The organism is Nocardioides sp., assembly GCF_035697785.1.
GTDB lineage: Bacteria > Actinomycetota > Actinomycetes > Propionibacteriales > Nocardioidaceae > Nocardioides_B.
The window spans coordinates 18,375-39,775 of the sequence record NZ_DASSCL010000064.1; the positions used below are offsets into that span (position 1 = coordinate 18,375).

20 protein-coding genes are annotated in these 21,401 nt (G+C 72.3%); 12 read left to right on the forward strand and 8 right to left on the reverse strand.

The window, feature by feature from the left end; all coding sequences use genetic code 11:
• Window positions 1-11: 11 nt before the first annotated feature.
• Window positions 12-1,433 carry an adenylate/guanylate cyclase domain-containing protein gene (locus tag VFH10_RS06320; protein ID WP_325127063.1) on the forward strand — a complete coding sequence of 474 codons (1,422 nt, stop codon included), beginning with the start codon at window positions 12-14 and terminating at the stop codon, window positions 1,431-1,433.
• A gap of 10 nt (window positions 1,434-1,443) precedes the next feature.
• On the opposite strand, the gene VFH10_RS06325 is transcribed toward VFH10_RS06320, so the two are convergent.
• Both VFH10_RS06325 and VFH10_RS06330 read right to left on the reverse strand, forming a co-directional pair.
• Window positions 1,444-2,628, reverse strand: coding sequence for a SpoIIE family protein phosphatase (locus VFH10_RS06325; RefSeq protein WP_325127064.1), 1,185 nt, complete (start codon window positions 2,626-2,628; stop codon window positions 1,444-1,446).
• The gene (locus VFH10_RS06330; protein WP_325127065.1) at window positions 2,625-3,440 is read right to left on the reverse strand and encodes an alpha/beta hydrolase; all 816 of its coding nucleotides are present in this window, start codon (window positions 3,438-3,440) and stop codon (window positions 2,625-2,627) included. The genes VFH10_RS06325 and VFH10_RS06330 overlap by 4 nt, the downstream gene beginning before the upstream one ends.
• Window positions 3,441-3,584: 144 nt before the next feature.
• Between VFH10_RS06330 and VFH10_RS06335 the strand changes: the two genes are divergently transcribed.
• Window positions 3,585-3,713: a hypothetical protein gene (locus VFH10_RS06335; RefSeq protein WP_325127067.1), complete on the forward strand. Its 129-nt coding sequence runs from the start codon at window positions 3,585-3,587 to the stop codon at window positions 3,711-3,713.
• A 1-nt stretch (window position 3,714) separates the two neighbouring features.
• On the opposite strand, the gene VFH10_RS06340 is transcribed toward VFH10_RS06335, so the two are convergent.
• Both VFH10_RS06340 and VFH10_RS06345 read right to left on the reverse strand, forming a co-directional pair.
• A complete protein-coding gene (locus VFH10_RS06340; RefSeq protein WP_325127069.1) occupies window positions 3,715-4,674 on the reverse strand; it encodes a glycerophosphodiester phosphodiesterase in 960 nt (319 codons plus the stop codon).
• Between the two features lie 56 nt (window positions 4,675-4,730).
• Entirely contained in the window at window positions 4,731-5,126 is a 396-nt protein-coding gene (locus VFH10_RS06345; RefSeq protein ID WP_325127072.1) for a low affinity iron permease family protein, read from the reverse strand.
• A 35-nt stretch (window positions 5,127-5,161) separates the two neighbouring features.
• On the opposite strand from VFH10_RS06345, the gene VFH10_RS06350 reads away from it, so the two are divergent.
• From VFH10_RS06350 to VFH10_RS06365, 4 genes are all read left to right on the forward strand, one after another.
• Entirely contained in the window at window positions 5,162-6,967 is a 1,806-nt protein-coding gene (locus VFH10_RS06350; protein ID WP_325127074.1) for an alpha-glucosidase, read from the forward strand.
• An 83-nt stretch (window positions 6,968-7,050) separates the two neighbouring features.
• Window positions 7,051-7,275: a hypothetical protein gene (locus VFH10_RS06355; protein WP_325127076.1), complete on the forward strand. Its 225-nt coding sequence runs from the start codon at window positions 7,051-7,053 to the stop codon at window positions 7,273-7,275.
• 3 nt (window positions 7,276-7,278) lie between these two features.
• The gene (locus tag VFH10_RS06360) at window positions 7,279-8,409 is read left to right on the forward strand and encodes a cupin domain-containing protein (RefSeq protein ID WP_325127078.1); all 1,131 of its coding nucleotides are present in this window, start codon (window positions 7,279-7,281) and stop codon (window positions 8,407-8,409) included.
• Window positions 8,406-9,302, forward strand: a complete 897-nt coding sequence (locus VFH10_RS06365; RefSeq protein ID WP_325127080.1) for a sucrase ferredoxin — start codon at window positions 8,406-8,408, stop codon at window positions 9,300-9,302. Before VFH10_RS06360 ends, VFH10_RS06365 begins: the two co-directional genes overlap by 4 nt.
• 209 nt (window positions 9,303-9,511) lie before the next feature.
• Here VFH10_RS06365 and VFH10_RS06370 read toward each other — a convergent pair whose 3' ends face one another.
• Window positions 9,512-10,453: a S1C family serine protease gene (locus tag VFH10_RS06370; RefSeq protein ID WP_325127082.1), complete on the reverse strand. Its 942-nt coding sequence runs from the start codon at window positions 10,451-10,453 to the stop codon at window positions 9,512-9,514.
• 63 nt (window positions 10,454-10,516) lie between these two features.
• Window positions 10,517-11,341, reverse strand: a complete 825-nt coding sequence (locus tag VFH10_RS06375; protein WP_325127084.1) for an HAD-IIA family hydrolase — start codon at window positions 11,339-11,341, stop codon at window positions 10,517-10,519.
• A 150-nt stretch (window positions 11,342-11,491) separates the two neighbouring features.
• Between VFH10_RS06375 and VFH10_RS06380 the strand changes: the two genes are divergently transcribed.
• Together VFH10_RS06380 and VFH10_RS06385 are read left to right on the forward strand one after the other, a co-directional pair.
• On the forward strand, window positions 11,492-12,955 hold the full coding sequence (locus tag VFH10_RS06380; RefSeq protein WP_325127086.1) for a hypothetical protein: 1,464 nt from the start codon (window positions 11,492-11,494) through the stop codon (window positions 12,953-12,955).
• The gene (locus tag VFH10_RS06385; RefSeq protein ID WP_325127088.1) at window positions 12,948-13,907 is read left to right on the forward strand and encodes a hypothetical protein; all 960 of its coding nucleotides are present in this window, start codon (window positions 12,948-12,950) and stop codon (window positions 13,905-13,907) included. The genes VFH10_RS06380 and VFH10_RS06385 overlap by 8 nt, the downstream gene beginning before the upstream one ends.
• 18 nt (window positions 13,908-13,925) lie before the next feature.
• Here VFH10_RS06385 and VFH10_RS06390 read toward each other — a convergent pair whose 3' ends face one another.
• A complete protein-coding gene (locus tag VFH10_RS06390) occupies window positions 13,926-15,749 on the reverse strand; it encodes an NAD(P)/FAD-dependent oxidoreductase (protein ID WP_325127090.1) in 1,824 nt (607 codons plus the stop codon).
• 151 nt (window positions 15,750-15,900) lie between these two features.
• Here VFH10_RS06390 and VFH10_RS06395 point away from each other — a divergent pair, with 151 nt between their 5' ends.
• The 3 genes from VFH10_RS06395 (at window position 15,901) to VFH10_RS06405 (ending at window position 20,656) form a co-directional block, all read left to right on the forward strand.
• A complete protein-coding gene (locus VFH10_RS06395; protein ID WP_325127092.1) occupies window positions 15,901-19,206 on the forward strand; it encodes a DEAD/DEAH box helicase in 3,306 nt (1,101 codons plus the stop codon).
• A 71-nt stretch (window positions 19,207-19,277) separates the two neighbouring features.
• Window positions 19,278-19,637: a PadR family transcriptional regulator gene (locus tag VFH10_RS06400; protein ID WP_325127094.1), complete on the forward strand. Its 360-nt coding sequence runs from the start codon at window positions 19,278-19,280 to the stop codon at window positions 19,635-19,637.
• Window positions 19,634-20,656, forward strand: a complete 1,023-nt coding sequence (locus tag VFH10_RS06405) for an HAAS signaling domain-containing protein (protein ID WP_325127096.1) — start codon at window positions 19,634-19,636, stop codon at window positions 20,654-20,656. The genes VFH10_RS06400 and VFH10_RS06405 overlap by 4 nt, the downstream gene beginning before the upstream one ends.
• 66 nt (window positions 20,657-20,722) lie before the next feature.
• On the opposite strand, the gene VFH10_RS06410 is transcribed toward VFH10_RS06405, so the two are convergent.
• Window positions 20,723-21,223, reverse strand: coding sequence for a cupin domain-containing protein (locus VFH10_RS06410; RefSeq protein ID WP_325127097.1), 501 nt, complete (start codon window positions 21,221-21,223; stop codon window positions 20,723-20,725).
• Window positions 21,224-21,255: 32 nt separating this feature from the next.
• Here VFH10_RS06410 and VFH10_RS06415 point away from each other — a divergent pair, with 32 nt between their 5' ends.
• Window positions 21,256-21,399 carry a hypothetical protein gene (locus tag VFH10_RS06415; RefSeq protein ID WP_325127099.1) on the forward strand — a complete coding sequence of 48 codons (144 nt, stop codon included), beginning with the start codon at window positions 21,256-21,258 and terminating at the stop codon, window positions 21,397-21,399.
• Window positions 21,400-21,401: the final 2 nt, after the last annotated feature.

Genomic DNA, 21,401 nt, shown 5'->3' on the forward strand with positions numbered 1-21,401 from the left:
ATCACCCGGCGATGACCCGGTGGGGCCCCGGTGAGGACCTGGTGACAGCAACGACGACACCGGAACGGCACCGGTTCGTGTACACCCCGTGGATGCTCGCCGCGGCGGGCGCGGTCCTCGCGCTGCCGCTGCTGGGGCTGCTGCTGCTGATGCGCCGTCCCGGGCTGGACCTGCACTGGGAGCACCACCCGGCGCACTTCTGGCTGGTGCTGCTCAGCGCGGCGCTGAGTGCGCTGCTCGCATTCGGCACCGGGACCGCCGCGGTGCGCCGGGGCGACGCCCGGGTGCTGCTGGTCTCCCTGACCTTCCTGTCGGCCGCCGGCTTCCTCGGCCTGCACGCGCTGGCCACGCCCGGGGTCCTGCTGGCCGCACCCAACGCCGGCTTCGTGGTAGCCACGCCGGTCGGCATCGCGCTCGGCTCGCTGTTCGCGGTCGGGTCGTCGCTGGACCTGTCCCAGCAGTCGGCTCGGACGGTCCGGCTCGGGCGCTGGCTCCGGTTCGCCCTGGTGGGGCTGATGGTGCTGTGGGCGGTGTTGTCCTTGGCTCAGCTGCCGCCGCTGCACGCCGAGCAGATCGTGCCGGAGCAGGCCGGCGGACTGCTCGGGCTGCTGGCGGTGCCGGCGATCGTGCTGTACGCCGTGGCCGCGGTCCGCTACGTGGGGCTCTGGCGGCGTCGTCCGTCGTTGATGCTGCTGTCGATCCTGGCCGCCTTCGTGCTGCTCGCCGAGGCCATGGTCGCGGTGGTGTTCGCCCGCAACTGGCAGCTGACCTGGTGGGAGTGGCACGTGCTGATGCTGGCGGCGTTCGGACTGGTTGCGCTCGGTGCTCAGCTGCAGTGGCACGAGGAGCGGTTCGCCGACCTGTACCTCGACGACACCGTCTCGGGCACGCGGGAGATGAGCGTGCTGTTCGCTGACCTCCAGGGGTTCACGGCCTTCTCGGAGCACCACGAGCCGGCCGAGGTGACCGCGATGCTGAACACCTTCTTCGAGGTCGCGGTGCCGCCCGTCGTCCGGCAGTTCGGCGGCGACATCGACCGGATCATCGGCGACGCGCTGATGGTCACCTTCAACAAGCGCGGCGACCAGCCCGACCACGCGCGACGGGCCGCGGGTGCCGGCCTCGCGATCCAGGAGGCGACCGCCCGCGTCGTCGCCGAGCACCCCGGTTGGCCGTGCTTCCGGGTCGGCATCAACAGCGGGCCGGTGTCGGTCTCGCTGCTCGGGACCGAGGGCGGGCGCACGCACACGGTGATCGGGGACACCGTCAACGTGGCCTCGCGGATCGAGGGCAAGGCGCCCGGGGGCGGGGTCGCGATCGGTCCCGGCACCAAGGCGCTGCTCCCGGGCGCGCACACCGAGTCGCTGGGCCTGATCGAGCTCAAGGGCAAGGCGGAGCCGCTCGAGGTGCACCGCCTGCTCGCGGTCGACTGAGGACTCGTCGTCAGGAGTCGAGGACTCGCAGGGACACCAGGGCGACGTCGTCGCGCAGGCTGCCGCGCTGGAACGCGTCCACGTCGTCGAGGATCGCCTCGACCACCGCGACCGCGGAGGCATCGCTGCGCTCGACGCTGGCACGCAGGCGCGCGTCGCCGTACAGCTCGCCGTTGCGCCGGGCCTCGGTGACGCCGTCGGTGAACAGGGTCAGGACGTCACCCGGCTCGAGCCTGACGACGCGGTCCCGGAACTCGACCGACTCGAGAACTCCGATCAGCGGGCCCTGACCGTTGACCGGCTCCACCGGCCGCCCCGGCCGCCGGAGCAGGGGCGCAGGGTGACCGCCGGACCCCAGCGTCGCCCGCCAGCCGTCCGCGTCGCGCTGCAGGCGGGCCATGACCACGGTGCAGAACCGGCCGTCCGCCTGGGCGAGCAGCGCCTCGTTGAGCACCTGGAGCGCCTGTCCCGGCTCGTGCAGGCCGATCACCACCGCCCGCAGGGTGTGCCGCACCAACGCTGTCACCACGGCCGCCTCCACACCCTTGCCGCAGACGTCCCCGAGCACGACCACCCAGTCGTCTTGCCCGACCTGGAACGCGTCGTAGAAGTCGCCACCGACGTCGGCGCCCTCTCCGGCCGGCCGGAACGCGGCCGCCACCTCCAGGCCGGGGATGATCGGTGTGCTGGGCGGCAGCAGGGTGCGCTGCAACGTCTGCGCCAGCTCCCGGGCCTGGCCCTCGGACGCCTCGGCGCGCTGCTTGGCCAGCAGCAGCTCGCGCTCGTAGCGTCGGCGCTCGGTCGCGTCGAACACCACGATCCGGATCACCCGCGGGTCGCCGTCGGCGTTGCGTTCCAGCGCCGCGTTGACGAGGGTCGGCATCCGCTCACCGTCGGCCACCACCACCTCGAGCGCGACCTCCCGCACCTGCCCCTGCATCTGGAGGAGCGGCATGTAGTGGGTCTCGTGGTAGAGCTTCCCGCCCGGCGTGAGCAGGTCGACGAACCGCCTCCGGCCGACGAGGTCGTCGCGCTGGAACCCGGTCCAGGTGAGGAACGTGTCGTTGACCTTCACGATCGTCCCGGTCGGCGTGACCGACAGGAACCCGCAGGGCGCGCGCTGGTAGAGCACCTCGGGGTCGTCGTCGGTCAGGGCCTCGATCAAGGCCTCGCGCGCGGCCTGGTGCCGGCTCACCGGTGGACCGGGGCGAGGTCGTGCAGGAATCGCTCGATCGCCTCGCGGGTCTCCTCCGGTGCGCTCAGGTTGGGGCAGTGACCGGTGGCCGTGAGCATGCTGAACGTGCTGCCCGGGACGGCGTCGTGGACGTAGCGGCCGACCTCAACGGGCGCGATCACGTCGTCGGAGCACTGCAGGACCAGCGTCGGAGCGGAGACGCCGGGGAGGTCCGCCCGCGAGTCGCTGAGGAAGGTCACCTCGGCGAAGCGGCGGGCGATGTCCGGGTCGGTGCGGCAGAAGCTGTCGGTGAGCTCCTGGCCCAGCTCGGGCCGGTCGGCGTTGGCCATGATCACCGGGGCCATCGCGCTGGACCAGCCGAGGTAGTTGCTCTCCAGCGATCCCAGGAGCTCGCGGATGTCGGCCTCCGAGAAGCCGCCTACGTAACCCTCGTCGTCGATGTAGCGCGGCGAGGGTCCCACCAGCACGAGGGCCGAGAACAGGTCGGGCCGGGCGCGTTCGGCGAGGACGCCGATCATCGCGGACACCGAGTGGCCGACGAAGACCACGTCGCGCAGGTCGAGCGCGTCGCAGATCTGCAGGACGTCGTCGGCATAGCCGTCCAGCGACGAGTACCGCTCGACGTCGTACGCCGAGAGGTCGGACCCGCCGGCACCGACGTGGTCGAAGAGGACCACCCGGTAGCGGTCGGCGAACGCGGGCGCGACGAACCGCCACATGTTCTGGTCGCAGCCGAAGCCGTGTGCGAACAGCATCGGCTGCCCGTCCGAAGGTCCGTGCACCTTCACGTTGTGCCGGGCGAGAACGTCCACCCAGGCAGGCTAGTCGACGCGGGGCCCGGACCCGTTGCACGGTCGGTTGGTTGGCGCAACAAAGCGGTGTCGCGGGCCGGCGGAGCCTAGCGTGAGGTCACCGCGCCGTATTCCGGGGTTCGGCCAAGACCGGGGGAGACCAACATGCAGGGACCGTGGGCGTACGACGACTCGATGGGCGGTCACGCCGTGACCGGGCGTGACGACAGCCAGCCCTGCGAGACCTGCGGCGGTCGTCCGCACACGGGGGCGTGCGCGCCGGCCGAGCGCTGACTCAGAGCCCGGCGGCCGCGCGCCTCTGGATCACCCGGCCGAGCAGGTCCGGCTTGTTCGTGACCACTGCGTCGACCCCGTTCTCGAGCGCCGCGTTCATGTTCTCCGCGGTGTCGACCGTCCACACCGAGCAGCGCATGCCGGCCGCGTGCACCGCGGCGACGTAGCCGGCGTCGACGGTCTTGTGCCTGGCGCTGATCTCGTCGGCCCACTGGGCGAACTCCGGCAGGTCGGCCACCGCAGGCGTGCCGAGGAGCGCCACCGGCACCCGCGGCTCGAGGTCCTTGAAGGCCCGCGCGACCTCGAAGTCGAACGACTGCACGACCAGCTTGTCGCGGCGGACCGCCCAGCCCAGGTAGCCGTCGACCTGCCGCAGTGCCGCGGACACCTCGAAGCCGAGACCCGGGTAGAGGACCGGTGACTTCAGCTCGACCACCAGCCCGGCCCGCCTGCGCTGCAGCAGCCGGACGGCCTGCTTGAGGGTGGGGATCCGCTCGCCGGCGTACTTGTCGCGCTTCCACCGGCCGGCGTCGAGCCGGCGCATGTCGCGGTAGGTGAACGCGGCGACGTCGTACGACGCGCGCCGGGGGAAGACCCGCTCGACGTTGGTGGTGCGCCGCAGGTCCTGGTCGTGCATCAGCACGAGCCGGCCGTCCTTGCTGCGCTGGACGTCGAGCTCCACCATGTCGGCGCCACGGTCGAGCGCCGCGCGGATCGCGGTCAGGGTGTTCTCGGGCGCGACGAAGCGGGCACCCCGGTGCGCCACCGTCGACACGTCGGCGGCGCTGCGCGACTCCTGCGCGGCGGCGCCGGGCGCCAGCGTGGAGACGGCGCAGACGAGCGCGAGGGCGAGCGTGGTGAGGTACCGCATCATCGACTTCCGGTCGGGGTCGGTGCGTCGCCGAGAGAGGCCGATCGCGCCGGGACGGACCAGCCCAGGGTAAAGGGGGTCGCCCGGCATCACCACTCGAACCCGAGGACCGCGAGCCGAACCGGCCCGAACCGGTACGACTGCGCTCAGTGGCGCTCCTCCAGGGCGACGGCCTCGCGCAGCTCCTCCGCGGCCTCGAGCAGCTCGGGGTCGTCGCGGCCGCGGGACTCCATGAGCGCGGACAGCGCCTCGGCCAGCACGTTGAGCTTCTCCTGGATCGTCTCCTGGGAGCGACGCCCGGCGTTCTCCAGCAGCACCAGGAGGAGCAGGGTCAGCACGCTGCCGACGGTGTGGATGACCACCTGCCAGGACTTGGCGTCGGGGAAGAGCGGGTAGCTGACCAGCCAGGCCGCGATGACCGCCAGGATGACGAAGAAGAACGGCGCCTTGCTGACCCGGTAGTTCGCCCACTCCACGAAGCGTTCGAACGGCGACAGCCCGTCGTTCTGCTCGCGGGACGACTTGGCCTCATCACGGTCCATGCCGTGACTCTAGGCTGCACCGATACCGTCGGCGCATGAACGCCGAGAACGACCGTCCGGTCTCGACGCCGACCGGGGTCACCGACGCCGAGACGCCTCGTGACTGGTGGAAGTCCGCCGTCGTCTACCAGATCTACCCGCGCAGCTTCGCCGACAGCGACGGCGACGGGGTCGGCGACCTGCCGGGCATCATCGGCCACCTCGACCACCTGCAGCGGCTCGGCGTGGACGTGGTGTGGCTGAGCCCGATCTACCGGTCGCCGATGGACGACAACGGCTACGACATCAGCGACTACCAGGACGTCGACCCGCTGTTCGGCACCCTCGAGCAGCTCGACGAGCTCGTCGCGGGCGTGCACGAACGCGGCATGAAGGTCGTCATGGACCTGGTCGTCAACCACACCAGCAGCGCGCACGCGTGGTTCGAGGAGTCGCGGTCGAGCCGGGACAACCCGAAGCGCGACTGGTACTGGTGGCGCCCGCCGCGTCCCGGCCACGTGGGCGGTGAGCCGGGGGCCGAGCCGACCAACTGGGGCTCGGTCTTCTCCGGACCAGGTTGGACGTGGGACCCCGGCACCGAGGAGTACTACCTGCACATCTTCGCGCCCTCCCAGCCTGACCTGAACTGGGAGAACCCGGAGGTGCGCCAGGCCGTCTACACGATGATGCGCTGGTGGCTGGACCGCGGCATCGACGGGTTCCGGATGGACGTGATCAACCACATCTCCAAGAACGTGGTGCCCGGCAGCCCGGGTCTGCCCGACGCGGAGGTGTCGACCGAGCCCGGCGCGTCGCCGTACGGCAACCAGTCGCCGCACGTGCTCAACGGGCCGCGGATCCACGAGTTCCTGCGGGAGATGCACCGCGAGGTGTTCGAGGGCCGTCCGCCGGGGCTGATCAACATCGGTGAGATGCCCGGTACGACGGTCGACCACGCCCGGCTGTACACCGACCCGGCCCGCCGCGAGCTGGACATGATCTTCCAGTTCGAGCACGTGGACCTCGACTCCGGACCGAAGGGCAAGTGGGACCTGGTCCCGCTCACGCTGCCTCGGCTCAAGGAGTCGCTGGGCCGGTGGCAGGACGGCCTGGCCGATGTCGGCTGGAACAGCCTCTACCTCGGCAACCACGACCAGCCGCGCTCGGTGAGCCGCTTCGGCAGCGACCATCCCGACCATCGGGTGCGGTCGGCCAAGGCGCTGGCGACGGTGCTGCACCTGCACCGCGGCACGCCGTACGTCTACCAGGGCGACGAGCTCGGCATGACCAACACCGTGTTCGAGACCGTCGACGACTTCCGCGACATCGAGTCGCTGAACCACTACCGGTCCGCCGTCGAGGCAGGGGAGGACCCCGACGAGGTGATGGCGGCCCTCCGGTACAAGGGCCGCGACAACGCCCGCACCCCGATGCAGTGGGACGCCTCTCCGCACGCCGACTTCACCGACGGCGAGCCGTGGATCCCGGTCAACCCCAACCACACCGAGATCAACGCGGCGGCGCAGGTCGACGAACCGGACTCGGTGTTCAGCCACTACCGCCGGCTGATCGCGTTGCGGCACGAGGAGCCGGCCGTGGTGCACGGGTCGTTCCGGATGCTGCTGCCGGACCACGAGCAGATCTACGCATTCGTCCGTGAGCACGAGGGCACGCGTCTGCTGGTGGTGGCGAACCTCTCCTCCGAAGACCAGGCGAAGCCGGACCTCGCAGCGGCGGGTGAGGACGTCGGCGTGTGGGCCGGTGCCGAGCTCGTGCTCGCGGTCGACGCCGGGACGGCGGCCACGGTCGACGTGCCCCTCGGGCCGTGGGAGGCGCGCGTGCACCGCTTGGTCGGCCGCTGACGGGGAGGGCCGGCGTGCCCTAAGTTTGCCCCCATGGACCGCGGGTACGACGCGACGAACCCACCTACTGCAACGGAGGCGCTATGACGACCACTCCCAACGAACCCGTCGGCGACGGCGACATCGAGACCGTCCCCGGCGCCACCGCGACCCCGATGCCCGGCGGTGACGCCGACGGGACCGATGCCGACGGCACCGACGGCGACAGCACCGACTCGACCGACGGCGACTCCAGCGACGGCGACAGCACCGACTCGACCGACGGGGACAGCACCGACGGCGGCGACGCCGACGGCACCGACGCCTGAGCCTTGTCGGCACTCAACCTGCTCAGCGGTGACGCCCAGACCTTCCACCACAAGGTCTGGGCGTCCCGCGTGCACCTGCACCACGCCGACCCGGCCGACCTGATCGGGCTGCTCTCACTCGACGACGTCGACCACCTGCTGACCAGCACCGCCCTGCGCACGCCGGCGCTCCGGATCGCCAAGGACGGCTCGGTGATCGCGCCGTCGAGGTTCACCCGCGCCGCGACGATGGCAGGGTCCCCACTGACCGGCCTCGTGGACGCCCGCAAGGTGCTGGACCTCTTCGACGACGGCGCCACCGTCGTGCTGCAGGGGCTGCACCGCTACCACCCGCCGCTGACGCGCCTGGTCCGTGCGCTCGAGCTCGAGCTCGGCCACCCCTGCCAGGCCAACGCGTATCTCACGCCACCGGGCGCGCAGGGCTTCGCCCGGCACAGCGACAGCCACGACGTGTTCGTGTTCCAGACCCACGGCCACAAGCAGTGGGAAGTCGTCGAGTCCGACGGGCTCGTCCGGGACGTGCTGCTCGAGCCGGGACTGAGCATGTACCTGCCCACCGGCACCCCGCACTCGGCACGCAGCCAGGACGAGACCTCGCTGCACGTCACCCTCGGCATCAACCGGCTCACCTGGCGCGACCTGCTCGAGCGAGTCTCGAAGCGGGCGCTCGCGGCGGAGCGGTACGACGAGCCGCTGCCCTCGGGCTGGGTCGACGACCCGTCGGTGCTGGCGGCGGCGCTCGAGGAGCCGCTGTCGTCCTTCGCAGCAGCGGTGTCCGCGACCGATCCGACCGTGCTCGCCGTCGAGCGCGCCGACGCGTTCCTGTCCGAGCGCACCCCCGCGCTCGCCGGCGGACTCACCGACCGGGTCGGGCTGGCCGCCCTCTCCGACACCACCCTGCTGGAGTGCCGGGCCACCGCGGCGTGCGTGCTGCGAGCCGGGGAGGAGCGGCTGACCGTGCACCTCGGCGACCGCTCGCTGCGGATGCCGCTCCGGCTGACGCCGGTGATGGAGTTCGTGCGCGACAGCCCGGCGTTCCGGGTGAAGGAGCTCTCACCCTGGCTCGACGAGTCGAGCCGCCTGGTCGTCGCGCGCCGGCTGGTGCGCGAGGGCCTGCTGCGGATCACATCGTGACCACACCCGCGTTCCGCTGCGCGCTCGCCTCCGCGTCCGCCGACGAGTCGATGGTGGGCACGGCGTCGACGGTCCGCGCCTTCCTGCTCGTGGAGGCTCCGGGCTCGTGGGGCGTCGACGCCGTCGCCGGCTCCCGCATCCCGGTCGAGGTGCGCGACCACCTCGTCGGGCTCGCCCGGCGGCACGCCGTCCGGGCGCTGATGATCCGCGACCACGCGCGCCGGACCCCGGGGCCGGTGCGGGTCTTCGCCGCCCATGTCGGCGCCGACCGGCCGTGGGTCGAGACGGCCACCCTGTCCGACGTACGAGAGCTGTTGGACCTGCCGATGACCGGCCTCGCGGCGGGTACCTCGCCCGGCCTGACCCCGCACCCCGACCCGCTGTTCCTGGTCTGCACGCACGGCAAGCACGACGCCTGCTGCGCCGAGCAGGGACGGCCGCTCTGCAAGGCGCTGCACGCCGTCGCCCCGGAGGAGACCTGGGAGGTCTCGCACATCGGCGGCGACCGGTTCGCGCCCAACATGCTGGTGCTGCCGCACGGCCTCTACTACGGGCGGGTCGACCCCTCGGAGGCCGCGGCCTTCGTCGACACCCACCGCGCGGGGCGGCTCGACCTGCCGCATCTGCGCGGCCGGTGCGGCTTCGGGTTCCGCGTGCAGGCGGCCGAGCTGTTCCTGCGCGAGCACACCGGCCACCTCGCCGTCGAGGCGCCGCTGCTGCTCGGTCACGAGCGGGACGGCGACACGACGCACGTGGAGTTCCGGCTCGACGGGACGCGCTGGCGGGTCGGCGTGCGCACCCGGCACACTCCCGCGCGCCGGCTCACCTGCCGAGCGGCGCCGTCCGAGGCGCTCGAGCACGAGCTGCTGTGCGTGGATCGGCTGCTTGACTGATCACAGGCACGGTCCAGCGCCGGCCGGCCGGAGCGGATGTCCCGGGCCACGGGAGGTCGGAGGGCGCACCCCCGTGACGACCTCCGACCCCCCGGGCGACCTGGGCGGTCGGTTCCCCGTCCCGTTTCGGCGATTCTTGCAAGGGTGGTGCGTGCCGTCCCCCGAATGACTGAATGCCCCCAATGTCCGGTTGGCGAGCAGTCCCCGGACTAGTCACCGAGCTCGGCGGGCACCGCGACCGCGTCGACCAGGGCGCCGCTGCGCAGCACGGTGATCTCCATGCGTCGGCCGATCGACTCCTCGAACAGCAGCCGCTGCAGCGACTGCGCATCGCCGAGCGGCTGGCCGTCGACGGCGAGCACCATGTCTCCGGCGCGCAACCCGCTGACCGCGGCCGGGCTGCCGGTGACCACCTCGGCGACCCGCAGCGCGGTGCGCTGTCCGGTCCGGGCCACCCACTCCGGCGGCAGCGGCGCCGGCGACGAGACCAGGCCGAGGTAGCCGCGGCGGACCCGTCCGTCGTGCATGAGGGCGTAGATGATCCGCCGCGAGGTGGCGTTGATCGGTACGGCGAGACCGAGCCCGACGCCGGCGACGGCGGTGTTGATACCGACCACCCGGCCCCGCGAGTCCGCGAGCGCGCCCCCGGAGTTCCCGGGGTTGAGTGCGGCATCGGTCTGGATCACGTCCTCGACGATCCGGGTCGCGTTGCGGGTCCGCACCGGGAGGGCCCGGCCGAGGCCGCTGACGATCCCGGCCGTGACGCTGCCGGCCATGCCGAGCGGGTTGCCGACCGCGACGACGAGGGACCCGATCTTCAGGTCGTCGACGTCGCGGTAGGTGGGCGGGTCGCCGATGGCCCGGTCGGTGCGCACCACGGCGAGGTCGGCCAGCGGGTCACGGCCGACCACGTCCAGCGACGCGACGCTGCCGTCGGCGAACGTCGCCTCGCCCGAGTCGGCGTTGCCGACCACGTGCGCGTTGGTGAGCAGGTGACCCTCGGCGGTCAGCACGACGGCCGACCCGGAGCCCTCACCCGATCGCCCGCTGCGTCGTACCCGGACTGCGGCCACGCGCGGCAGCAGCGCCTCCGCGACCGCGGAGACGATCTGGGAGTACGCGTCGAGCGCGTCGTGGTCGGTGGGTTCCATGGGCGTCCTGATCGGTGTCAGGGAGAACCGCGTGCGTGCGGATCTGATTCCCGCGCCCGGGACTCACTCCGCCAGGTCGACGACGGCTTCCTCGTCGGAGTCCCACTGGTCGACGAGCTCGACCAGGTCCGCCACCGACTCACGGATGTACGTCGGCCGGTACGGGAAGCGCTCGACCTGGTCCGGTCGGGTCGACCCGGTCAGCACCAGGATGGTGCGCAGGCCGGCCTCGAGCCCGGAGACCATGTCGGTGTCCATCCGGTCACCGACCATCACGGTCGACTCGGAGTGGGCGTCGATCCGGTTCAGCGCCGAGCGCATCATCAGTGGGTTCGGCTTGCCGACGAAGTACGGCTCCACACCGGTGGCCCGGGTGATCAGCGCCGCCACCGAGCCGGTCGCCGGGATCGAGCCCTGCGGCGACGGCCCGGTCTGGTCGGGGTTGGTCGCGATGAACCGGGCGCCCTTCTCGATCAGCCGGATCGCGGTCGTGATCGCCTCGAACGAGTAGGTGCGGGTCTCGCCGAGCACGACGTACTCCGGGTCGCGGTCGGTGAGCACGTAGCCGATCGAGTGCATCGCCGTGGTCAGCCCCGCCTCGCCGATGACGTACGCCGTGCCACCGGGCCGCTGCGCGTCGAGGAACTGCGCCGTCGCCAGTGCGCTGGTCCAGATCGACTCCTCCGGCACCTCGATCCCGGAGCGCGCCAGGCGGGCCCGCAGGTCGCGCGCGGTGAAGATCGAGTTGTTGGTGAGCAGCAGGAACGGTCGCCCCCGGTCGCGCAGCCGCGCGACGAACTCGGCCGCGCCGGGAATCGCCTCCTCCTCCTGGACGAGCACGCCGTCCATGTCCGAGAGCCAGGTCCGGACCGGTCGCAGCTTCTCCATGCCCCGAACTCTGTCAGACCGGCGGCGCCCCGGCAGCGGCCGACCGACCCAACTGGTGCCCGGGACGCCGGCGGGGGAGGATGGGGCGGGTCGTCGGGAGCCAGGAGGCCCCGAGAACCCTGGCAGCCATGGGAGATGGTGGGAGGTCGAATGGATCAGCCGCGGTCCGCACAGGGCGCCCCTGTCGCCCCTGCCGCCGGGGCCCCCGCCGGCGACGGCCAGGCCGCCCAGCTGTTGCGGCGGGCCGAGCTGGTCGCCGACGAGCTGCGCGCCGACGCCGAGCGCGAGCTCGAGGAGGCGCGGGCCGAGGCCGAGCGGCTGACCACCGCGGCCCGACGACTGCACGACGAGGCCGACACCTGGCACCGGGAGGCACTCGGGGACCGCAAGCGTCTCGACGAGGAGCTCGCCGCCGCCTCGGACGAGGCCCACCAGCTGGTGAGCGATGCGGGCGAGCAGGCGACGCTGCTGCTGAGGGCGGCCGAGACCCAGCGTGACGAGATCCTGGCCGAGACGGAAGCGGCCGCGCGGCAACGCAGGGAGCGCTCCGAGCAGGACCTGGCCATCGCGCACACCCAGGCCGAGGAGCTGCTCGCCTCCGCACGGGCCGAGGCCGACCGGCTGGTCGAGACCGCCCGCCAGGAGGCGACCCGGCTCGACCAGGAGAGCGCCGGCCTGGTGCGGCAGCGCACCGACGAGGCGGACGCCCACGCCCAGGCGGTCATGGCCCGCGCCGAGGACGAGGCGGCCACCCTGCGCCAGGCGGCGACAGACGACGCGGCCGCGCTCAGGGCCTCCGCCGGCCAGGACGTCGACCGGTCCCGGGCCGAGGCGGACCGGCTGCTCGCCGATGCGCGTTCCCGGGCCGACCAGGTCGTGGGCGACGCGGTGGCCGAAGCCGAGCGGGCGCTGGCGGAGTCCGAGGAGCAGACCCACTGGACCCGGTCGACCGTCGCCTCGCTGCTGGAGACCGCCGACGCCGAAGCGGCCCGCACCCGGCTGCGCGGCCACGGGGAGGCCGCCCTCCTGCTGAACCGGTCCCGCCGACGGATCACCGGCGCCAGCCGCCGGATGCGCGCCCGCCTGCAGGGCGAGACCGCCGAGGCAGAGGCGCGCGCCCAGGCGGTCGCCGACGCCGCGGCGAAGGTGCGTGAGGAGGCCGCCGCCGAGGCTGCCCGGGTCCGGGACGCGGCCGTGTCCGACGCCGAGCGTCTCCACGCCGAGGCCGACGCCCGCGCTCAGCAGATGCACTCGCGTGCCGAGCGGCGCCTCGAGTCGGCCGAGGCCCAGGCCCGCACCCTGCGCGAGCAGGTCGCCGCCGAGGTGGTCCGCTCACAGCGCACCGCCCAGGAGGAGCTGCGCTCGAGCCGCGAGGAGGCCGCGCGGCATCTTGCCGAGGCCCGCGCCGAGGCCGACGAGCTGCGCGCCCAGGCGCGCCGGATGCTAGCCGAGGCACGTGACGAGGTCGACGTCCTGGCCCGCAGGCGCGACGCGATCACCGGTGAGCTCGGTCAGCTCTCCGGCGTGATCCAGGCGCTGGCCGTCTCCGGTGACGACCGACCCGATCCGCCGTCCGACGTACCCCCCGAGGAAGAGGACCCCGCTGATGACTGATCCCGACGAGCAGTTCCGGTCGGTGCTGCGCGGCTACGAGCCGGCGCAGGTCGACCAGCGCATCCGTGAGCTGGTCGAGGCCGCCGCGGCGGCCGAGCGCCGCGCCGACGAGCTGACCGAGATGGTCGGCAAGCTCGAGTCGGAGCGCGAGCGCACCGCCGCCGAGGCGGGACCACCGCCGCCGGCGACGTTCGAGCACCTCGGCGAGCGGGTCGGCACGATCCTCGCGTTGGCCGACGAGGAGGCGACCAGCATCCGGGAGCGGGCCGAGCAGGAGGTCCAGGAGCTGCGGGCCAAGGCGGCGGAGGACTCCGGGCGGATCCGCGCCGAGGCGGACCGGTACGCCGAAGGTCGCCGCCGCGACGCCGACACCGACGCGGCCCGCATCCTCGAGGACGCCAAGCGCACCGCCGACGAGCTCACCGACAGCGCCGACCGCAACGCCGCGGCCCGGATGCAGGAGGCGGAGGCGGTCTACGAGGAGCAGCGCGCCCGCGCGGCCAAGGCGGCGGCCGACTTCGAGACCACGCTCGCCGGACGCAAGCAGGCGGCCGAGGCCGAGTTCACCCTGCAGATGGACGCCGCCCAGCAGCGGCACGCCGACCTGGAGACCCTGATCGAGCGCCAGCGCAACGATGCCGACGCCGAGCACGCCGAGTCCGTGCGAACGGCGACGCGGATCGTCGAGGACGCGGAGAAGAAGGCCGCCGCGATCCTCGCCGAGGCCAAGACCTCCGCCGCCCGGGTGCGCGCCGACTCCGACCGCGAGCTGGCCGCGGCCACCCAGCGTCGCGACTCGATCAACGCCCAGCTCTCCAACGTGCGGCAGATGCTGGTCACCCTGACCGGCTCGGCTCCCGTCGCGCTGATGGACGAGCCGCAGAGCGACGAGGGCGGCGAGAGCGGCGAGAGCGACGCGAGCGACGAGGCCGGGGCCACCGACCAGCAGTGAGCCCCGGTCGCCCGCCCGTCACGACGTGTGGTGCACCTCCTGCAGCCCGTAGACGGGGGTCGGGATGCCCTCCAACCGGGCCTTGAGCTGCAGCGCGAGGTAGAGCGAGTAGTGCCGTGACTGGTGCAGGTTGCCGCCGTGGAACCACAGCGCCTCCTGCTGCGTCGGCTTCCACATGTTGCGCTGCTCGCCCTCCCACGGTCCCGGGTCCTTGGTCGTGTCGGAGCCGAGCCCCCACACCTTCCCGACCTTGTCGGCGACCTCCTGGCTGATCAGGTCGGCGGCCCAGCCGTTCATGGAGCCGTAGCCGGTCGCGTAGACCACGAGGTCGGCCGGCAGCGTCGTACCGTCCTCGAGCACCACCGCGTCCTGGGTGAGCCGGACGACCTGGCCCTTCGCGAGCTTGACCTCACCGTCGGCGACCAGGTCCGCGGCGCCCACGTCGATGTAGTAGCCCGAGCCGCGTCGGAGGTACTTCATGAACAACCCGGAGCCGTCGTCGCCCCAGTCGAGGTCGAAGCCGGCCTTCTCCAAGCGGTCGTAGAAGTCCTGGTCGCGCTCACGCATCTGGTCGTACAGCGGGATCTGGAACTCGTGCAGGATCCGGTAGGGGAGGGAGGCGAAGATCATGTCCGCCTTCTCGGTGGTCACGCCGGCTGCGACGGCCCGCTCGGAGTAGAGGTCACCGAGCCCGATGTCCATCAGGGTGTCGCTCTTGACGATGTGGGTGGACGAGCGCTGCACCATCGTCACGTCCGCACCGTGCTCCCACAGCGCGCCGCAGATGTCGAAGGCGGAGTTGTTGCTGCCGATGACCACGCAGCGCTTGCCGGCGTAGGCGTCCGGGCCGGGGTGCGCCGACGAGTGGTGCTGGTCGCCGCGGAACACGTCCTGGCCGGGGATCGACGGGATGTTCGGCTTGCCCGACATCCCGGTCGCCAGGACGAGCTGCTTGGGACGCAGGGTCAGCGGCTTCCCCTCGCGCTCCACCTCGACGGTCCACTCGGCCGTCTCCTCCGAGTACGTCGCGGAGGTGGCGACCGTGCTGCCCCAGTAGGGGATCTCCATCACCGTCGTGTAGGACTCCAGCCAGTCGCCGATCTTGTCCTTGGGCGAGAACACCGGCCAGTTCTCGGGGAACTTGAGGTAGGGCAGGTGGTCGTACCAGACCGGGTCGTGCAGGCACAGCGACTTGTACCGGCCGCGCCACTGGTCGCCGGGCCGCGCGTGCTTGTCGATCACGATCGCGGGCACGCCGAGCTGTCGTAGCCGGGCGCCGAGCGCGATCCCGCCCTGGCCGCCGCCGACGACGAGCACGTAGGGCTGCGTCGTCGAGCCGAGGTCCTCGGCCTCCCGCTGCCGGCGCTCCAGCCAGGTCAGCCGTTCCCTGTTCGCCCCGTGCTCGGTCCCCATCGGGCGGGCCGCCCCGCGCGGCTCCTCATGGCCCTTCAGCTCGAACAGCGTGGTGAGGAAGGTCCAGGCGACGTCGTCCCTGAGCCGGAGCAGCCCCTTGCCCCTTCCGACCGACGTCTCGAACTCGAACCACGCGGTCGTCACCCCGCCGGCCTCCTCCGGCGGCTCCGTCGTACGGAAGCCGGAGGGGTCGACACCGTCGAGCACGGCGCCGAGCAGGTCCGCGACCCCGCTCTGCCCCTCCACGGTGCGGATGTTCCAGGTGAAGGCGACCAGGTCGCGCCAGTAGGAGTCGGTGGCGAACATGGCCGCGGCCTTCGGTACGTCGCGCGCGGCGAGCGCCCCCTCGAAGGCGGCGAACCACGTGTCCACCCGGCGCTGCGGGCCGTCCGCCGCGGTCTCACCGGGGGGTTCGAGGGTCTGGGTCATGGCTGCTCCCTTCGCAGGACGGTGTGACGAGCAGCACACCACGCCCACCACCGATATCGGTAGCCCCGGAGTGACCCCCAGCTCACGGTTGCACTACCGATATCGGTCGTGGCGCGCGGGAAGGTCGGCGGCCGGACGTAGGGTCGGGCTCGTGGTGGACCTCTCCGTGGCGCTCGACGAGGCCGACCTGGCCCGACGGTTCGGCGCGGTCACCCTGGAGCGGGCCCTCGACTACGTCGAGCGCGGTCTGGTGCTCGAGGTCAGCCACGAGATCGACGGCGAGGGCGACCTCGACATCCGCGGCCGGGTGGTCGGCTCGACCAGCGTTCCCTACCAGAGCTACGTCGCGGTCGGCGAGGCCGAGCGCGGCGTGTGGGTCTACAGCCGCTGCAGCTGCCCGGTCGGCGACGGCTGCAAGCACGCGCTCGCGCTGCTCCTCGTCGTACGTCGCGAGCACGTCGCCGACGCGGAGGCCGACGGTCGTCGCGCGTGGGAGCGGCGGCTCACGTCCGTGCTCGACGAGCTCGACGAGGGGGAGCGGGTCCCGGACCGCGCCACCCCGCTCGCGCTCCAGATCATGCTGTCGCGCACCACCTCGACCTTCCAGTCGTGGTCCCGCACCCATGCCCCCGCCCGCGGCACGCTCCGGATCCGGCCGCTCGTGCGCGGCGCGCGGGACAACTGGGTGAAGTCCGGAGCCACCTGGCAGGACGTCCCCTATCTCGACGCGCGCAAGGGCTGCGCGCCCGCCCAGGTCGCCGTGCTCGGCGAGCTGCTGGCCGCCTACCGCGCGGCGTCCCGGCAGACCTACTTCGGTTCCGAGTCCCACCTGCCGCTCGCCGGGTTCGGGGCCTCGCTGTGGCCGCTGCTGCGCCGGGCCCGCGAGGTGGGGATCACGCTGGTGCCCGGCCCCGGCCTGGCCCGGGTGGACCTCCACCCCGACCCACTCAGCATCGAGGTGGACGCCAACACCTCCGCCACTGGCGACACCCACCTCGGCGTCGGCGTCCGGCTCGACGGCGAGTGGCACGCCGCCGACGACGTCGACCTCCTCGGCGACCAGGGTCACGGCGTCGCGGTCTGGTCGCCGGGCGACCCGCCGACCGGTTGGGTGCTCGTGCTGGCCCCGTTGACCAAGGGGGTCGGCCCGGAGGTACGCCGGCTGGTCGCGAGCGGGGACACGCTCGTCGTTCCCGCGGCCGACCGACACGACCTAGTGGCCGACTTCCTGCCGCGGCTGCGACGCCACGTACCCGTGACCTCGTCCGACGGGTCGGTCGAGCTGCCCGAGCCGGTGATGCCGCGGCTCGCTCTCACCGTCACCTGGGTGTCGGTGGAGCGCGTCGAGCTGGCCTGGTCCTGGCGCTACCGGGCCGGCGACACCGACCGCGTCTACGCCGTGGGTGAGGCCCGCGGCCTGCGCGGCTTCCGGCAGCCCGACCGGGAGCGGCAGCTTCTCGACGAGCTGGTGCTCGACGACGCCGCCGTCCACCGGCTCTGCCGCTCGCGCAGTCGCGACCGAGGACTGGTCCCCGAGGCGGTGCTCACCGGCACCGACGCCATCGACTTCGCCGTCGACGTGCTCCCCGGTCTGGAGGCCGGGGGACAGGTGGAGATCAGCGAGATCGGGGCCCGGCCCGACTATCGGGCGGCCACGGAGGCGCCGGTGGTCCGGTTCGCCGCACGAGACGACGAGGGTCTCGACCACCGGCAGGACTGGCTCGACCTCGAGGTCCTGATCAGCGTCGACGGCGACAGCCTCGCGCTCCCCGCCCTACTCGCCGCCCTCACCCGGGGCGAGTCACGCGTGATCCTGCGCACCGGCGTGCACATCGAGGTCGACCGCCCCGAGTTCGCACACCTGGCCGAGCTGGTCCACGCCGCCGCCGAGCTGCACGACCAGCCGGCCGAGGGCGTCCGGGTGAGCCACCACGACCTCGGGTTGTGGGACGAGCTCGCCGAGATCGGGATCGTCGACGCCCAGGCCTCGCAGTGGGTCGAGGCGGCCCGCGCCCTGCGCGCGTCCGACACCCTGCCCGCCGTGGTCCCGGTCGACCTGAAGGCCGACCTGCGGCCCTACCAGCTCGACGGCTTCCGCTGGCTGGCCTTCCTCTGGGAGTCCCGGCTCGGCGGGATCCTCGCCGACGACATGGGGCTCGGCAAGACCCTCCAGACGCTGGCGCTCGTGGCACACGCCCGCGCGGCCGACGCCGCGCCCTTCCTCGTGGTGGCCCCGACCAGCGTGGTGTCGATGTGGGCACACGAGTCGGAGCAGTTCACCCCCGGCCTCGACGTGCGGGTGGTCGCCGGCTCCCAGGCACGCCGCGGGTCGTCCCTCGCCGAGCTCTGCGACGGCGCCGACCTGGTGATCACCTCCTACACGCTCTACCGGATGGAGGCCGACGACTACCTCGCCCTCGATTGGGGCGGTTTGGTGCTCGACGAGGCGCAGACGGTGAAGAACCACCTCGGCAAGACCTATCAGGCGATCCGCCGCCTCGACGTACCCTTCCGGGTCGCGCTGACCGGCACGCCGATGGAGAACCGGCTGATGGAGCTGTGGTCGCTGCTGTCGATCGTGGCCCCCGGCCTGTACCCCTATCCGCAGCGCTTCGTCGAGCTGGTCGCCAACCCGGTCGAGCGGCTGGGCGACTCACAGGTTCTCGAGCGGTTCCGGCGTCGGGTCCGGCCGTTCATGCTCCGCCGCACCAAGGACCTCGTGGCGGCGGAGCTCCCCGAGAAGCAGGAGCAGGTGCTCGACGTACGCCTCACCCCACGGCACCGCCGGATCTACGACACCCACCTCCAGCGCGAGCGGCAGACCGTGCTCGGCCTCGTCGACGACTTCGACAAGCACCGGATCGCGATCTTCCGCTCACTCACCCGGCTGCGGCAGCTCTCCCTCGACCCGGCGCTGGTCGACGAGGAGTACGACGGCGTGGGCTCCGCCAAGGTCGACGTGCTGGTCGACCACCTGGCCGAGCTCGCCGCCGAGGGACACCGGGCGCTCGTGTTCAGCCAGTTCACGACGTTCCTCGGCCGGGTGCGGGTCCGCCTCGACCGCGAGGGCATCACCAGCAGCTACCTCGACGGCAGCACCCGCGACCGCGGCGCGGTGGTGTCGGAGTTCAAGCAGGGCCACGACCCGGTGTTCCTGATCAGCCTCAAGGCCGGGGGAGTCGGGCTCACTCTGACCGAGGCAGACTACGTCTTCGTCCTCGACCCTTGGTGGAACCCAGCAGTCGAGGCGCAGGCCGTCGACCGGGTGCACCGGATCGGCCAGCACCGACCGGTCAACGTCTACCGACTGGTGGCCGAGGACACCGTCGAGCAGAAGGTGATGGAGCTCAAGGCGCGCAAGGCGGCGCTCTTCGCCCAGGTGATGGACGGCGGCGCCTCGGTGGTGACCGACGGGATCAGCGCCGACGACGTGCGCGACCTGTTCCTCGACGACTGACGCTCGGTGGTCGTTCTCGTCGAGACCAGGCTCTTGCACAATACCGTGTGGCGCACGGTATAGTGCGTCGTATGGACGACCGACCGGACGAGCTCGATGCGAACGCGGTCGCCGGCCTGGTGCAGGAGCTGCGGCGCGGCACCGTGGTGCTGGGCTGCCTGTGCGTGCTCACCGAGCCGCGCTACGGCTACGCGCTGCTGGCCACGCTCGAGCAGGCCGGCCTCGCCGTCGACGCCAACACGCTCTACCCGCTGCTGCGTCGCCTCGAGAAGCAAGGACTGCTCACCAGCGAGTGGAACACCGACGAGGCCCGTCCCCGCAAGTTCTACGTGGTCAGCCCGCTCGGCAGTCGGGTCCGCGAGGCACTGGCCGCGGAGTGGGCCGACCTGAACAGACATCTCGACACCGTGATCCAGGGAGTGAAGCCATGACGATCAGCACCACCGGGAAGGGGAGCCGCCGCCCGCAGGCGGTCCCGTTGGCCGAACGCTACGTGTGGGCGGTCTCGAGCCGGCTGCCCGAGTCGATGCGCGACGACGTCGCCCGCGAGCTGCGCGGCACCATCGCCGACATGACCGAGGCCCGGGGCAGCCGGCTCGACGACGAGGCGGTCGTGCGGGCGGTGCTGGTGGAGCTCGGCGACCCGGCCCTGCTCTCCCGGGAGTACGCCGGACCGCCCCGGCACCTGGTCGGTCCGCGTCTCTACGACGACTACGTTCGGCTGCTCAAAGCACTCGCCGTGACCGTGCTCCCCGTCGTGCTGGCCGTCGTGGCGCTGGTCAACGTGGGCGTCGAGGACGCCGGACTCGGCCGGGGGCTGCTCTCCGCGGCCGGGTTCACCGCCCAGGTCGCGGTGCACCTCGCCTTCTGGAGCACGCTGCTGTTCGTGATCATCGAACGGACGGGAGCCGAGCCGCAGGTGGTGCTCGAGGGCAGGGAGCGGGACGCCTGGAGCCCCGACCGGCTGCCCGAGACCGTGGTGCCTCGCCAGATCGGCGTCCCCGACCTGTTCTGGGGCGTCGGCATGGCACTCTTCCTGGCGGTGTGGCTGCCGTGGCAGCACTTCCGGTCCGCCTACCAGGACGGCGCCGGTGACCCGGTGCCGCTGCTCGACCCGGAGCTGTGGAACGGCTGGTTGCCGGCGCTGGCCGTCCTGGCGCTCGCCGTCGCCGTCCTCGAGGTCCGCGCCTACCTCGTCGGCTACTGGACCCGCGGCCTGATGGTCGCCAACCTCGTGCTGAATGCCGTGACGGCGGCGTACTTCGTCGCCCTCTACCTGCTGACCGATCCCGTGAACCCGGCCTACTCCGCCGCGATGGCAGCCGACGGGATCGACTGGGACCCCGCGGGCGCCGTCCCCGGCGTCGTCGTCGGCGTGCTGGTGGTGGTGGCCTGGGACAGCATCGACTGCGTGCTCAAGCACCGGCGGCTGGTGGCAAGCGGCGCCTGACCCTGGCCTCGGCGACGTGGTCAGGGCGGGGTGGATGCGGCGGGCGCTGACGGCGAACCGGACGGCTCAGTCGTCGACCCAGACGTTGTCGTGCTCGGCGTAGAAGGCCGCCATCTCCTCCTCCGACGGGCGCTCACCCGACGCCGCGATCCGCGCGAGTCCCTCGAAGTAGGCCTCGCGCGGAGCCCCGGGGGTGAACAGGATCAGCATCGATGCCGGCTCACCGGACTCGTTGCGGAAGCCGTGTACGCCGCCGGCCGGCACGAACAGGAAGTCACCGGCGGTCGCGTCGCGCCAGCCGGTGCCGTCGTACAACGAGACGGTGCCGTCGATCACGAAGAACGACTCGGTCATCGTGCGGTGGAAGTGCGGGGACGGTCCGGACGGCGCCGGGCCCATGTTCCACCGGTACAGGCCGAAGTCCCCGCCGGTCAGCGCACCGGTAGCGAGGTAGTGGGCCGAACCTCCGGTCCTCTCGTTGGCGATCTCGGGCGGGTGGCCGGCCGGCCGGAGCACCGCGGAGGGCTCGCCGGTCTCGCCGAAGTAGCGTGGCTCTGGGTAGGACATGAACCGACCCTAGGCTGACGTACCCTCGAAGCATGGCCGACGACGAACTTCCCCGTGAGCTGCGCGGCGTGTCACCCGACCCGGTCCGCGAGACGAGCACACCCCCGTGGGTCCGCGGCGTCGCCCTCGTGCTGATCCTGGCGCTGGTGTTCTACTTCGTCATCTCCGCCTTCTAGGA

Bases quoted from the DNA above. Each gene is read 5' to 3' on its own strand.
- VFH10_RS06340 (WP_325127069.1), bottom strand. From the start codon at position 4,674: ATGCCGGGCGACCCCCTTTACCCTGGGCTGGTCCGTCCCGGCGCGATC.
- VFH10_RS06380 (WP_325127086.1), top strand. From the start codon at position 11,492: ATGGATCAGCCGCGGTCCGCACAGGGCGCCCCTGTCGCCCCTGCCGCC.
- VFH10_RS06390 (WP_325127090.1), bottom strand. From the start codon at position 15,749: ATGACCCAGACCCTCGAACCCCCCGGTGAGACCGCGGCGGACGGCCCG.
- VFH10_RS06415 (WP_325127099.1), top strand. From the start codon at position 21,256: ATGGCCGACGACGAACTTCCCCGTGAGCTGCGCGGCGTGTCACCCGAC.
- VFH10_RS06370 (WP_325127082.1), bottom strand. From the start codon at position 10,453: ATGGAACCCACCGACCACGACGCGCTCGACGCGTACTCCCAGATCGTC.
- VFH10_RS06400 (WP_325127094.1), top strand. From the start codon at position 19,278: ATGGACGACCGACCGGACGAGCTCGATGCGAACGCGGTCGCCGGCCTG.
- VFH10_RS06345 (WP_325127072.1), bottom strand. From the start codon at position 5,126: ATGGACCGTGATGAGGCCAAGTCGTCCCGCGAGCAGAACGACGGGCTG.
- VFH10_RS06320 (WP_325127063.1), top strand. From the start codon at position 12: ATGACCCGGTGGGGCCCCGGTGAGGACCTGGTGACAGCAACGACGACA.
- VFH10_RS06410 (WP_325127097.1), bottom strand. From the start codon at position 21,223: ATGTCCTACCCAGAGCCACGCTACTTCGGCGAGACCGGCGAGCCCTCC.
- VFH10_RS06355 (WP_325127076.1), top strand. From the start codon at position 7,051: ATGACGACCACTCCCAACGAACCCGTCGGCGACGGCGACATCGAGACC.
- VFH10_RS06405 (WP_325127096.1), top strand. From the start codon at position 19,634: ATGACGATCAGCACCACCGGGAAGGGGAGCCGCCGCCCGCAGGCGGTC.
- VFH10_RS06375 (WP_325127084.1), bottom strand. From the start codon at position 11,341: ATGGAGAAGCTGCGACCGGTCCGGACCTGGCTCTCGGACATGGACGGC.
- VFH10_RS06335 (WP_325127067.1), top strand. From the start codon at position 3,585: ATGCAGGGACCGTGGGCGTACGACGACTCGATGGGCGGTCACGCCGTG.
- VFH10_RS06385 (WP_325127088.1), top strand. From the start codon at position 12,948: ATGACTGATCCCGACGAGCAGTTCCGGTCGGTGCTGCGCGGCTACGAG.
- VFH10_RS06350 (WP_325127074.1), top strand. From the start codon at position 5,162: ATGAACGCCGAGAACGACCGTCCGGTCTCGACGCCGACCGGGGTCACC.